Source organism: Streptomyces sp. NPDC031265, assembly GCF_055570295.1.
Genome location: NZ_JBVIHM010000011.1, coordinates 162,779 through 175,764, shown reverse-complemented (window position 1 = coordinate 175,764; position 12,986 = coordinate 162,779). Strand labels below are relative to the sequence as shown.

Genomic DNA, 12,986 nt, shown 5'->3' with positions numbered 1-12,986 from the left:
GGTGACGTCCGTACACGGTCTCGCCGACCCCGGCGCGCTCGGGCACGACCCGGTCCTGGCAGCCCTCGGCGGCCTCGGCCAGGAGGTCGACTGCACCGGTCTGCGCGGCTTCTCCCTGGAGGGGCCGCAGGTGCTGTGGCTCGTCGTGGGCGGCGCCCTCGACCTGTTCGCGGTGGACGCGGCGGCGCAGGGCCACTGGCACTTCCTCGGCCGACTCGAACCCGGCACGCTCCTGCTCGGCCCGGTGGAGGGACCGCAGCACACCCTCATCGGCAGGCCCCTGCGCGAGTGCGTACTGCGCCGGATCCCGCTGCGGGAGCTGTACCGGTCCGCGTACGCCGATTCGGTGGCGTACGAAGGCGGCTACGGCAGCCACTACGACACCGGGGACGAGGCCCTCAGCCTGCTCGAACACGCCTTCTCGCTCGGTGTGGGGCGCGGCCAGCGCGTGCTGTTCGAGGCGCCGCTGGACGGCCGTACGACGTTCGACGAGCCGGTGGCCGACGACGACGTCCTGTGGCTGCCGGTCTCCCCCGGCAGCGTCCAGTACGGCGCCGCGTTCAGCGCCGAGGCGGCCGGGGACCTGCTGGTCGACGGGGCGCTGTGGCAGGGCATGGTCAACCGGCAGCACCGGCTGCTGTCCGCACTCGACCGCTGGATCGAGCGCATGGAGCGCGCCCACGAGGACCGCACGGCGGCCGGCATCAAGGCGGGCGAGGCCGTCCGCGACGAGGCCGACCGGGCTCTGCTGACCTCCATCGGCCGCCCCGGCAGGGCGCCTTCGCGTACGGCCGGGGCGAGCGACGACGCCACGTACGCGGTGTGCTCCCTCGTCGCCCGCGCGGCCGGGATCACGCTCACGGAGCCGTCCAGGAGCGGCGCGGTGAGCGAGCGGATCGACCCCGTCGAGCAGGTGGCGGTCGCCTCCCGGATCCGGACCCGCCCCGTGCGGCTCGACGGGAGCTGGTGGAGCGAGAACGCCGGCCCCCTGGTGGGCCACCGGGCGGCGAGCGGAACGCCGGTCGCCCTGCTGTGGCGGCGCGGCGGGTACGAGGCGGTGAACCCGGCGACCGGGCGCCGCACCCGGGTCGGCGCGGCCAACTCCGAGGAGTTCGAGCAGCGGGCTGCGATGTTCTACCGGCCGCTGCCCGAGACGCCGCTGAGCAAGTGGGGGCTGCTGCGGTTCGGACTCCGCGGCACCCGTCCCGATCTGCGCAACCTGGTCCTCGCCGGGCTGGTGACGGTCGGGCTCGGCGCGCTGGTGCCGCTCGCCACCGGCCAGGTGCTCGGGGCGTACGTACCGCGGGCCGAGACCAGCCTCATCGCCCAGGTCTCGCTGGCGATCATCGTCAGCGGCGTCGTCGCGGCGGCCTTCTCACTGCTGCAGAACCTGACCCTGCTGCGGATGGAGGGGCGTATCGAGAGCACGCTCCAACCAGCCGTGTGGGACCGGCTGTTGAGGCTGCCGACGAAGTTCTTCACCGAGCGCTCCACCGGTGAACTGGCGAGCGCGGCGATGGGGGTCAGCGCCATTCGCCGGGTGCTGTCCGGGCTGACCCCGGTCGTGGTCCAGGCGGGCACGGTCGGTGCGATGAACCTCGTACTGCTGCTCTGCTTCAGCGTGCCGCTCGCCCTGACCGCGCTCGGGATGCTCGCCGTGATCGCGGCGGTGTTCCTCGCCCTGGGCATCTGGGAGCTGCGCTGGCAGCGCCGTCTGGTAGAGCTCGGCAACAAGCTCAACAACCAGGCGTTCCAGACCCTGCGCGGACTGCCCAAGCTGCGGGTCGCCGCGGCGGAGAGCTTCGCGTACGGGGCGTGGGCGCGGGAGTTCGCCCGCAGCCGGGAGCTCCAGCAGCGGGCGGACCGGATCAAGAACGTGACGACGGTGCTCAACGCCGTCTATCTGCCGCTGTGTTCACTGGTGATGTTCGTGCTGCTCGCGGGCCCGGCGCGCGGGTCTCTTTCGGCCGGTGCGTTCCTGACCTTCAACACCTCCGTGACCATGCTGCTGACCTCGGTCACCCAGCTCACCGGGGCGTTCCTGTCGGCGGCCGCCGCACTGCCGATGTTCGAACAGATCAAGCCGGTGCTCGACGAGGCGCCCGAGGTGAGCGGCACCGGCACCCAGCCCGGCGCGCTGTCCGGGGAGATCGAGGCCCGGGGCCTCTCCTTCCGCTACACCGACGACGGTCCGCTGGTCCTGGACGAGGTGTCCCTGACGGTGCGGCCCGGCGAGTTCGTGGCGATCGTCGGCCCCAGCGGCTGCGGCAAGTCGACCCTGCTGAGGCTGCTGATCGGCTTCGACCGGCCGGTCGCGGGCAGTGTCCTGTACGACGGGCAGGACCTGGCGGCGCTCGACCGGGCGGCCGTGCGCCGCCAGTGCGGCGTGGTCCTCCAGCACGCCCAGCCGCTCAGCGGGTCGATCCTGGAGTGCATCTGCGGCGCGGAGGCGTTCACCCAGGAGGAGGTGTGGGAGGCGGCCGCGATGGCGGGGCTCGCCGAGGACATCAAGCGCATGCCGATGGGCCTGCACACCATGATCGCCAATGGCGGCGCCGTCTCCGGCGGTCAGCGCCAGCGGCTGATGATCGCCCAGGCCCTGGTCCGGCGCCCCCGCATCCTCTTCTTCGACGAGGCGACCAGCGCGCTCGACAACGAGACCCAGCGCGTCGTCATCGAGAGCACCCGCGCCCTGGACGCCACCCGCGTCGTGATCGCGCACCGGCTCTCCACGGTGCTGGACGCCGACCGCGTGATCGTGATGTCCGAGGGCCGCGTCGTACAGCAGGGGCCGCCCGCCGAGCTCCTGGCGGACACGGGCGGGCGGCTCCACGAGCTGGTGCGGCGGCAGTTGAGGTAGGCGGCCGCCGTCCGGGGCCGATGCGTCAGAAGCTGACCTGTGCCCGGACGTCGGCGCGGCCGACGGACTCCAGCTCGTACATCGTGCAGTACAGCCGGCGGATGTACTCGATGTCGCGGTCGCGGGCGCGGGCCTCCTTGACGGGATACAGCACCGTCAGCTCGTACGAGCGCTCCCGGTTGATGTCGCCGTCCTTGTCGCGCCACTGGCCGCGCCCCTCCTGGAGGGTGAGGCCGGACGGGAAGCGCGGGGTGACCACCTCGGCGACGAACTTCATGAACTCCTCCTCGGTGATGGGCGGTTTGCCGTCGTGGCGGCCCGTGCCGAAGTAGAGGTGCGTGGAGACGTACGGGCTGCCGTGGCCTTCGGTGGCCTGCGCGGTGGCGGCTGCGGGCGCGGCCGTCCCGTAGGCGACCTCGGACACCGGTCCCCCGGTGGCGAAGAGGAGCGCGATCGCCACGAGGGCGGCGGCCGCGGGCGTCGAAATCCGAACGTGCAGCATGCGGGTCCTGTCTGTCGACGGGCGGTGGGGGTGGTTCTCGGAACGGGTGGTTCACGGAACACGTGGTTCTCGGGACGGGCGGCTCTCAGGCCGGGTGGTTCCGAGGGATCAGGGGACCCGGGCCGCCGGGCCCGACGGGCAGCGACTCCCGCAGGAAGGCGGCCGCGTCCCGCAGGTTCGGCGGGGCCCCGGGGCTCGCGAGCAGCCGGACCGCCGTGGCGCCGAGCGTCTCGGTGGTGCGTACGGAGCCGATCCCGGCGGCCCGGGGCGCGACCTCCGCGATCAGCTCCTCCGCCTCGCCCCAGGCCCGCGCCCGTACCAGCGCGGACAGGAGCTCAGCGGTGAACAGGTGGCGGTAGGACGGGCCGGGTGCGGTGGCCGCCTCGTACAGCAGGGGGACGGCCCGGCCCCAGGCGCCCAGCCGGGACAGCACCCAGCCCTCGTGGCCGAGCAGTTCGGTCCGGTCGATCCACCAGGCCCACGGCGGGTCGTCGGGGGATGCGCCGTCGAGGAAGCGGCTGCGGGCGCGGGAGATCAGGGCCACGGCTTCCCGGCTTCCGCCCAGCATGGCGGTCGCGTGCGCCCGGCGCACCAGGACGAGGCTGCCCACCAGGGCGGGCAGGGGCCGGGGCCCGGCCACCCGGGCAGCCGTCTCCAGAGCGGCCTTGGGGCGGCCGGTGTGGGCCTCCAGCATGCTGTGGTTGAGCAGCGTCAGCCGGGCGGTGCCCCGGTCGCCGCAGAGCTCCGCCAGGGCGAGGGCCCGCCCGTTCATCCGGCGCGCCCGGCGGTAGTGGCCCGCGTCGAAGAGGATCCAGCCGATCACCTCGCTCAACTCGGCGAGGGCGGCGAGCAGATCGCGGTCGCTGCGGCGCAGCCGGGCGGGGTCGGCCGACAGCTGCGGGATGCGGCGCAGGGCCTCGCGCACGGCGGGCAGAGCGGCCGTGGCACCGCGTGAGGCGTCCAGGGCGACCAGGCGCTCGATCGCGCCCAGGGCCGCGGGGATGAGGGCGGCGGGGTCCTCGGCGCACGCCTCCTCGCGGGCCGAAGGGGCCCGGGACGGCCGCCCGGTCATGAGGTGACCCGGGCCTCGGAGCGCCGGGACCGGCCCTGGGCGAGGGCGGTGAACGAGGAGGCCACCTCGGTCAGCCACTCCACCTCGTCGCGGAAGTCCTCGTACGGCGGCCGTGCGGGGATGTCGGAGGCGTCGGCCTGCTCGGCCCGCTCCTCGGGCGGACGGCTCAGCACGGCCCGCACCTGGAGCGCCTCGCCCAGCGGGGAGGTGGGGTCCTCGGGCAGATCGAGGGAGCGGGCCTCGCGCGCGAAGTCCGCGAGGGAGAGCGAGGTGCGCAGGATCAGCTGGCCGTCGCGGATCTCGATGACCCGCCGGTAGAGGCCGTAGTGGAGATCGCGGGGCGGGATGAGGTCGCGCGGCCAGCACCGCGGCGGGTCGAGTGCGATGTCCGGCGACGCCTGGTACAGCGCCCACCACAGCGGCCGCAGTCGCAGATACGAGCGGTAGCTGCGCAGCCAGCCGAGTGCGCGGGTGATGTGGATCCCCCAGGACGGGATGGTCCAGCCGGTGATCTGGAGCAGGGCCCCGATGCTGCCGCACGACCACTGCACGGGGTCGAGGGCGGATCCGTCGAAGTGCAGCCTGGTGCCGGCGATCTGGATGCTGCGCGTGACGCAGTAGACCAGGATCAGGCTCGCGCCGAGGGTCACCGTCCGCATGCCGACCTTGAGCCATTGCCGGTTGGCCATCTTGGTGAACCGCAGGGAAAGCCGCACGGTCTCGAATTGACCGATCGCACAAATCACCAGATAGAACGACATATACAGCGCGTATTCGCCGTGCTGAATACTGAGCAGGATCGTCGAGGTGGCCGTTTTGGACTTTGTCACCGGGCCGACGGCGATCGACGCGGCCACGAGTACACAGAGGGCGACGCCGAAGAACAGCACCCGGCGCCGGGCCCTGCGCCGGGCCTCTTCGGGCGGACACGACCAGTACACGAGGACGACCTGCTGCGCCGCGGTGAGCACGACCACCGCCACCTGCACGATGAGCGAGGTGACGTTGGGGCGCCCGAAGAGGGCCGAGATGTGCACCCGCAGGGCGTCCAGATCGACCAGGAAGCTGATCCCGGAGCACAGGAAATAGGTGCACAGCGCCCACAGGGCCGGGTCGTGCTTTCTGCGCAGCAGATCCGGCAGCCGGTACGCGAACGCCGCGAGGCCGCCGAGGGCGCAGGCCCACGCCAGGAATCCGTAGACAGTGTTCATCTGTTGTCATTCATCCGTTGTCCGGCTTCCCGACACCGTTCTCGATCCGGGCGACGACCTCCGCGGCCTCGTCCGGGACGCCCCAGGCGGGTTCGAGCCACCGCTTGGTGGCCCTGGCCAGGATCAACGAGGCCATCGTCTCGGCCTCCTGCTCCTCGTCGTCGCTGTAGCGCGAGCGCATCAGCATGCTCTGGACGACGCCGGGTTCGACGCCGGTGAACAGCTGTCCCGCGTCACCGCGGTCGAAATTCACGGAGCCGCGGTGCTGGAAGGCGATATGCGCCAGCTCATGGGCGATGATGTGTTCTTTGTGTGACTGCGATGCGGCCTTCTCGTAAGCAATAACGTCGAAGTCGTCCATTTTCAGCCAAAGACCGAAGAGATGGCGCTCGGGGAACGGCATCGGAATCAGATGGATCGGCCGCCGGTTCTGCACGCTGAGAAAGCGGTGCAGTTCCTCGATGCCGCAGCCGTGCTCCATGCCCCACTCCGCGAGCATCGCCTCACAGGTATGGCGGACCTTTTTGAGACGGCGCCTGCGCCGACGGTCCCCCGGTGACGGTAACGCTGAGTCAGGCAACACGGAATTGACCTCACTGATTCAACGAGCCCGTGATTCAGGGCCCCTGATCCCCGCGGACAATGCGGCCATGATGCCATACGCTCAACTCGCGAAAGATTGACGTGAGTTCCATTCGGCCGCGTGGGGCAGAACCGTGCCGGTGCCCCTTTCGTCCGGGTCATGGTGAATGGGTGTGGGCGAGCCCGTCAGCGGAACTCCGGTCCCGCCGCGCCGCGCGGCGACGATCTCCGCGGCGATGGACAGGGCGGTCTCCTCGGGCGTACGGGCACCGAGGTCGAGGCCGATCGGCGAGCGCAGCCGGGCCAGTTCGCGCTCGGTGAGGCCGGTCTCGCGCAGCCTGCGGTCGCGGTCCTCGTGGGTGCGGCGCGAGCCCATCGCGCCGACGAACGCCACGGGCAGCCGCAGAGCCGTCTCCAGGAGCGGGATGTCGAACTTGGCGTCGTGGGTCAGGACGCACAGCACCGTGCGCCCGTCGGTCTCCGTGCCCCGCAGATAGCGGTGCGGCCAGTCGACCACCACCTCGTCGGCCTCCGGGAAGCGCTCCCGGGTGGCGAAGACGGGGCGCGCGTCGCACACCGTCACGCGGTAGCCGAGGAACTTGCCCGTACGCACCAGGGCCGCCGCGAAGTCCACGGCGCCGAAGACGATCATGCGGGGCGGCGGCACGCTCGCCTCGGCGAAGACGGTGATCCCGCCCGCCCCGCAGCGCTCCCCGGTCTCCGCCAGGCCGAAATCCCCGGTGCGCCCCGCGTCCAGCAGGGCGCGGGCCTCGGCCGCCGCGGCGCGGTCGAGGCCCACAAGCCCGCCGAGGCCGCCTTCGTACGATCCGTCGGGGCGTACGAGCAGTGCCCGGCCAAGGCGTCCGGCCGGGCCCGCGACCACCCGGGCGAGGGCGGCGGCCCCGCCCCGGGCGGCGGCCGCGAGCGCCGCCGCGACCACCGCCCGGTCCGGCGCGTCCACGCGCACCGGCGTGACCAGTACGTCGACGACCCCGCCGCAGGTCAGCCCGACCGCGAAGGCATCCTCGTCGCTGTAGCCGAACCGCTCGCGGACCGCCTCGCCGTCCTGGAGCGCCTGGACGCACAGGTCGTAGACCGCCGCCTCCACACAGCCGCCGGAAACGGAGCCGATGGCGGCGCCGTCGCCGTCCACGGCGAGCGCGGCGCCCGGGCCGCGCGGCGCGCTGCCGCCCACGGCCACCACGGTGGCCACGGCGAAGTCCCGGCCCTGCCGCGCCCACCGGTCCAGTTCCCCGGCGATGTCAAGCACCTCGGCCCCCGTCCGGCCCGGTCCGGGTCCCTGTCCCGGCCAGCAGGACGCGGTCGGGGCGGATCGGGAGATCGCGGTGGCGCACGCCCGTCGCGTGCCAGACGGCGTTCGCGACCGCCGCCGCGGCCCCCACGATCCCGATCTCCCCGATGCCCTTGATCCCGACCGGGTCGTCCGCGTCCGGATCGTCGACCCAGTCCGCCTCGATGCGCGGCACATCGGCGTGCGCGGCGAAGTGGTAGCCCGCGAGGTCCGGCCCGACGTGGGCGCCCGAGGCCCGGTCGCGGACCGCCTCCTCGTGCAGCGCCATGGAGATACCCCAGGTCATACCGCCGATGAACTGGCCGCGTGCGGTGAGCGGGTTGACGATCCGGCCCGCGGCGAAGATACCGAGCATGCGCCGGACCCTCACCTCGCCGCTGGCGGGGTCCACGGCGACCTCCGCGAACTGCGCCCCGTACGAGTGCCGCTCCTTCTGGGGCAGCGCGGCGATCGCGGCGGAGGTGTCCGAGCGCGCCGTGACGCCCTCGGGCGGGATGTCGCCGCCCAGGGCCAGCTGTTCGCGCAGCTCGGCCGCCGCGGCCATGATCGCCCAGGCCCAGGAGCGGGTGCCCGTCGAGCCGCCGGCGATCATCGCCGGGCCGAAGTCACTGTCCCCGATCCGCACCTGGACGCGGCCGGGCTCGACCTCCAGCGCGTCCGCCGCGATCAGGGTCAGCGCGGTGCGAGCGCCCGTCCCGATGTCGGCCGCGGTGATCCGTACGGTGAAGGTGCCGTCCGCCTGCGCCGTCACGGCCGCCGTGGAGGGGGCGGCGCCCGCGGGGAAGGTGGCCGCCGCCGTGCCGGTCCCCAGCAGCCAGCGCCCTTCGCGGCGCACTCCCGGACGCGGGTCGCGCTCCGCCCAGCCGAACCTGCGGGCGCCCTCCTCGAAGCAGGCGAGCAGACTGCGGCCCGCGAACGGCAGCCCGGAGACGGGTCCGGCAGCCGGCTCGTTGCGGGCCCGCAGCGCGATCGGGTCGATGCCGCACCGCTCGGCGAGCTCGTCGAGAGCCGACTCCACGGCGAACGAGCCGGGGGCCTCGCCCGGCGCGCGCATCCAGGTCGGTGTCGGCACGTCGAGCCGGACGAGCCGGTTGGCGGTGCGGTGCGCGTCGGCGTCGTACAGCACCCGGCCGAACGCGGCGCTCTGCTCGACGAACTCATGGACGGTCGAGGTGACGTTCTGGGCCTCGTGCCCGAAGGCGCGCAGCCGTCCGTCGGCGTCGGCGCCGAGCCTGACCCGGTGGGCCGTGGGGCTGCGGTAGCCGACGAGCGAGAACATCTGACGGCGAGTCAGAACGACGCGGACCGGGCGGTGGAGCACGGTCGCCGCCATCGCGGCGGCCACCTGGTGGGGGCGCACGCCCTTGGAGCCGAAGCCGCCGCCGATGTGCTCGGACAGCACGCGTACCGAGGCCGGGTCGAGGGAGAACAGCCTGGCGAGCTCGTCCGCCACCCACTTGCTGCCCTGGTTGGAGTCGAAGACCTCCAGCCGGCCACCGTCCCAGCGGACCGTCGCCGCGTGCGGCTCCATGGGGTTGTGGTGCTCCTCCGGCGTGCTGTACCGCGCGTCCACGACGACGGCGGACGCGGCGAGTTCGCGCTCCAGGTCCCCCTTCTCCGTCTCCATGGACTCGCGCGGCTCCGGGGTGTACGTGCCGGGGCCGCCCGGGGTGAACTCGACGTCGTGCGGCTCCGTTTCGTACCGCACGACCAGCGCCTCGGCGGCCTCCCGGGCCTGTTCGGAGGTCTCGGCGACGACCAGCGCCACCGGCCAGCCCGCGCAGGGCACCCGGTCGTTCTGGAAGAGCGCGACGATCGGGTCGGGCCGCCCGAGGAGGCCCTGGTAGTCGGCGTCGACGCGCGGGGCGTTGCCGTGGTGCAGCACGGTGAGGACGCCGGGCATGGCGAGGACCGGGGCGGCCTCCACCGAGCGGACGCTGCCGCGCGCGACGGTGGACACCACCAGCCAGCCGTGGGCCAGGCCGGCGAACGGGATCTCCCCGGCGTAGCGGGCCGCTCCGGTGACCTTGTCGCGGCCCTCCACGCGGGTGTGGGCGGCGCCGACGGCGCCGGTGACCCGGCTGGGTCCGGTGGTCGTGGTCATCGGGCGGCCTCCTCGGCGAGTTCGGTGAGCACGGCCACGACGAGGTTGCGCATCAGCGTCACCTTGTAGCCGTTGTGGGGCAGCGCCTCGGCGACCGCGAGCTCGGCGTCGGCCGCCGAGGCGAAGGCGTCGGCGCTGGCCGGGCCCCCGGTCAGCGCCCGCTCGGCGGTGCGGGCCCGCCACGGCCGGGACGCGACCGCCCCGAAGGCCAGGCGAACTTCGTGCACGACACCGTCGCGTACGTCGAGGGCGGCGGCGATCGAGCCGATCGCGAACGCGTACGAGGCACGCTCGCGCACCTTGCGGTAGCGCGAGAGGGCGGCGACCGGCGCGGGCGGCAGCGTCACCCCGGTGATCAGCGCGCCCGGCGGCAGCGCGGTCTCCCGGTGCGGGGTGTCGCCGACCGGCAGATAGAACGCGCCGAGCGGCAACTCGCCGGGCCCGTCGGCCCTTTCGTACGAGACGACGGCGTCGAAGGCCGCGAGGGCCACCCCCATGTCCGACGGGTGGACGGCCACGCAGTGCGCGGAGGCATCGAGGATCGCGTGGTTGTGGTGATCGCCGTCGACGGCGGCGCAGCCGGTGCCGGGGGCGCGCTTGTTGCAGGGGGCGGCGAGGTCGGTGAAGTAGCCGCAGCGGGTGCGCTGGAGGAGGTTGCCGCCGACCGTGGCCATGTTGCGCAGCTGGCCCGACGCACCGGCCAGGACCGCCTGCGCCAACGCCGGGTAGCGGCGGCGCACTTCGGGGTGGGCGGCGAGGTCGCTGTTGGTGACGGTCGCGCCGATGCGCAGCCCGCCGTCCTCGGTCTCCTCGATCCGGTCGAGGGGCAGTTCACGTACGTCGACGAGGAGCGCGGGCCGCTCCACGCCGGACTTCATCAGGTCGACGAGGTTGGTGCCGCCGCCGAGGAAGCGCGCCTCGGGGTCGGCGCCGAGCAGCGCCACCGCGCCGGGCACGTCGAGGGCGCGCCGGTAGCCGAACTCCCTCATGCCGCCGCCTCCGTCCCGGCCGAACGGCCCTGGGCCGGCTGTGCCTGGGCAGCCTCGGCCGCCCGGGCCACCGCTTCGACGATCGACACATAGGCGCCGCAGCGGCACAGGTTGCCGCTCATCCGCTCGCGGATCTCCTCGGCGGTCAGCTGCGGCACTCCTGCCTCCGGCCGTACGTCGGCGGTCACGGCACTGGGCCAGCCCGCCGCGTGTTCCTCGATCACGGCGAGGGCCGAACAGATCTGCCCTGGTGTGCAGTAGCCGCACTGATAGCCGTCGAGGTCGAGGAAGGCCTGCTGTACGGGGTGAAGTTGCTCGCCGTCCGCCACGCCCTCGATGGTGGTGATCTCGCGCCCCTCGGCGGCCACCGCGAGCTGGAGGCAGGAGACGGCACGGCGCCCGTCGATCAGTACGGTGCACGCCCCGCACTGCCCCTGGTCGCACCCTTTCTTCGTACCGGTCAGATCCAGACGCTCGCGCAGGGCGTCGAGCAGGGTGGTGCGGTGATCGACGGGCAGCGTGTGCTTCTCGCCGTTGATGTTCAAGGTGATGGCGCTGGACGTCGATGGGGTCGTCATGAGCAGCCTTCTCTCGCGTGGGTGAAGCGCCGTCCATCGGAAACCTGCGGCCTGCGCGGCGTGCGAGAGGCCGGTCGGGCGTGCACCAGCCGTCCACTCCGGCCGTGTCTGCCGCTATGGTGGACCTAAACGGACAGCTGTCCGCATATCTCTTGAAACCTAACGGACAGCTGTCCGTTTCACAAGAGCCGAACCCGCCGGGGTGTCCCGCCGGGACGCCGCGCCCGCGGAAGGAGGACGAGTGCAGCACAAGAAGGACGCGCCGTTGCGCTCCGACGCGCAGCGGAACCGCGAGCGCATCCTGGAGGTGGCGCTCGCCGAGCTGACCCGCTCGGCCGACGCCCCGCTGAGCGCGATCGCCAAGAAGGCGGGGGTCGGGCAGGGGACGTTCTACCGCCACTTCCCCCACCGTGAGGCCCTCGTCCTGGAGGTCTACCGGTACGAGGTGCAGCAGGTCGCCGACACCGCGGCCCAGCTCCTCGAAACCCGCCCCCCGGACCGGGCCCTGAGGGAATGGATGGACCGCCTCGCCCAGTACGCGATGGCCAAGGCCGGACTGGCCGACGCGATGCGCAAGGCCACCGCCCGGGGCACCCTGGCCGGGCTCGGCCACGAACCCGTGACCGCGGCCGTCACGCTGCTCCTGAACGCGAACGACGAGGCCGGCACCATCCGCCCGGGCGTGACCCCCGACGACTTCGTCCTCGCCATCGCCGGACTCTGGCAGATCGACCCGCACGGCGACTGGCAGGCCCGCGCCGGACGCCTGCTCGACCTCGTCATGGACGGGCTGCGGGCGGGGGCGCCGGGCACCGGAGCGCGCCACTAGCCGAGGAAGCCCGGCCCGGGGAGGCCCAGCCGGAGCCCGGCCCCGGGAAGCTCAGCCGAGGAAGCTCAGCCGCACCTGCCGGTCGGGGTTGTCCCTGTTGGTGTCGACCAGGCACACCGACTGCCAGGTCCCCAGCTCCAGCCGCCCCGCGACCACCGGCAGCGTCGCGTGCGGGGGCACCAGGGCGGGCAGTACGTGGTCGCGGCCGTGGCCGGGGCTGCCGTGGCGGTGCTGCCAGCGGTCGTCCGCCGGAAGGAGCATGTGCAGGGCGGCCAGCAGGTCGTCGTCGCTGCCCGCGCCGGTCTCGATGACCGCGATCCCGGCCGTCGCATGGGGTACGAAGACGTTCAGGAGGCCGTCGCCGCCGCCGGACGCCTCACGGAGGAACCGCTCGCACTCCCCGGTCAGATCGGTGACGGTCTCGGACGTTCCGGTGGTGAGGTGCAGGACGCGCGTGGTGAAGACGGACATGGCCCCATCCTCGCGCCCATCCGGCAGGACCGCGCGTCCGGCCGGCGAGACGGCATCGACCGGGTCCTGGCCGGCCCGGCTGCACACCATCTCGCGCGATTCGGCGCGCGAGGCGGGGGCGACGGCGCACCGGCTGCTCGACGCCCTCGCCCCGGGACGGTCGCCGCCGCCCAGCAGGCGCTCGGCAAGAGCGAGTCGGTCGGCCGGCAGCGGATGCTGACGCTGCACGGCGGCTCACTGGAGCGCGACAAGCTGGAGATCTCCCCGAACCTGTGGGCGGGGGTTGGCCTGGTGCGGGGCGGCGCGGGCACCGCGCCGGTGGGCAGCCGCGGCGAGGTGGCGGACCGGATCGAGGAGTACCACGACCTGGGAATCGAGCACTTCGTGCTCTCGGGCTATCCGCATCCGGAGGAGGCGTACTGGTTCGGCGAGGGCGTCACCCCCGAGCTCGCCGCGCGAGGCCTGCCGCCGACGAT

Annotated in this window: 11 protein-coding genes; 2 read left to right on the top strand and 9 right to left on the bottom strand. The window is 73.2% G+C overall.

What is annotated here, in order from left to right:
- Position 1 precedes the first annotated feature (1 nt).
- On the top strand, positions 2-2,860 hold the full coding sequence (locus ACZ499_RS19165) for an NHLP bacteriocin export ABC transporter permease/ATPase subunit (RefSeq protein WP_468676377.1): 2,859 nt from the start codon (positions 2-4) through the stop codon (positions 2,858-2,860).
- 25 nt (positions 2,861-2,885) lie between these two features.
- Here the strand turns inward: ACZ499_RS19165 and ACZ499_RS19160 are convergent, their stop codons facing one another.
- The 8 genes from ACZ499_RS19160 to ACZ499_RS19125 all read right to left on the bottom strand — a co-directional run bounded on the left by ACZ499_RS19160 (position 2,886) and on the right by ACZ499_RS19125 (position 11,210).
- Positions 2,886-3,362 (bottom strand): DUF3574 domain-containing protein, encoded by a 477-nt coding sequence (locus ACZ499_RS19160; RefSeq protein WP_468676375.1) that lies wholly within the window; start codon positions 3,360-3,362, stop codon positions 2,886-2,888.
- A gap of 85 nt (positions 3,363-3,447) precedes the next feature.
- Positions 3,448-4,434, bottom strand: a complete 987-nt coding sequence (locus ACZ499_RS19155) for a DNA-binding protein (RefSeq protein WP_468676373.1) — start codon at positions 4,432-4,434, stop codon at positions 3,448-3,450.
- Complete coding sequence (locus tag ACZ499_RS19150; RefSeq protein WP_468676371.1) at positions 4,431-5,645, bottom strand: MAB_1171c family putative transporter; 1,215 nt, start codon at positions 5,643-5,645, stop codon at positions 4,431-4,433. Before ACZ499_RS19150 ends, ACZ499_RS19155 begins: the two co-directional genes overlap by 4 nt.
- A 10-nt stretch (positions 5,646-5,655) precedes the next feature.
- A complete protein-coding gene (locus tag ACZ499_RS19145; RefSeq protein ID WP_468676370.1) occupies positions 5,656-6,144 on the bottom strand; it encodes a toxin in 489 nt (162 codons plus the stop codon).
- 165 nt (positions 6,145-6,309) lie between these two features.
- Positions 6,310-7,497 carry an XdhC family protein gene (locus ACZ499_RS19140; protein ID WP_468676368.1) on the bottom strand — a complete coding sequence of 396 codons (1,188 nt, stop codon included), beginning with the start codon at positions 7,495-7,497 and terminating at the stop codon, positions 6,310-6,312.
- Positions 7,490-9,643: a xanthine dehydrogenase family protein molybdopterin-binding subunit gene (locus ACZ499_RS19135; protein ID WP_468676366.1), complete on the bottom strand. Its 2,154-nt coding sequence runs from the start codon at positions 9,641-9,643 to the stop codon at positions 7,490-7,492. The genes ACZ499_RS19140 and ACZ499_RS19135 overlap by 8 nt, the downstream gene beginning before the upstream one ends.
- Positions 9,640-10,632, bottom strand: coding sequence for an FAD binding domain-containing protein (locus ACZ499_RS19130; protein WP_468676364.1), 993 nt, complete (start codon positions 10,630-10,632; stop codon positions 9,640-9,642). The genes ACZ499_RS19135 and ACZ499_RS19130 overlap by 4 nt, the downstream gene beginning before the upstream one ends.
- Positions 10,629-11,210: a 2Fe-2S iron-sulfur cluster-binding protein gene (locus ACZ499_RS19125; RefSeq protein ID WP_468676362.1), complete on the bottom strand. Its 582-nt coding sequence runs from the start codon at positions 11,208-11,210 to the stop codon at positions 10,629-10,631. The genes ACZ499_RS19130 and ACZ499_RS19125 overlap by 4 nt, the downstream gene beginning before the upstream one ends.
- A gap of 241 nt (positions 11,211-11,451) precedes the next feature.
- Here ACZ499_RS19125 and ACZ499_RS19120 point away from each other — a divergent pair, with 241 nt between their 5' ends.
- Positions 11,452-12,039 (top strand): TetR/AcrR family transcriptional regulator, encoded by a 588-nt coding sequence (locus ACZ499_RS19120; protein ID WP_468676360.1) that lies wholly within the window; start codon positions 11,452-11,454, stop codon positions 12,037-12,039.
- Positions 12,040-12,090: 51 nt separating this feature from the next.
- Here ACZ499_RS19120 and ACZ499_RS19115 read toward each other — a convergent pair whose 3' ends face one another.
- The gene (locus tag ACZ499_RS19115) at positions 12,091-12,510 is read right to left on the bottom strand and encodes a YjbQ family protein (RefSeq protein ID WP_468676358.1); all 420 of its coding nucleotides are present in this window, start codon (positions 12,508-12,510) and stop codon (positions 12,091-12,093) included.
- Positions 12,511-12,986: the final 476 nt, after the last annotated feature.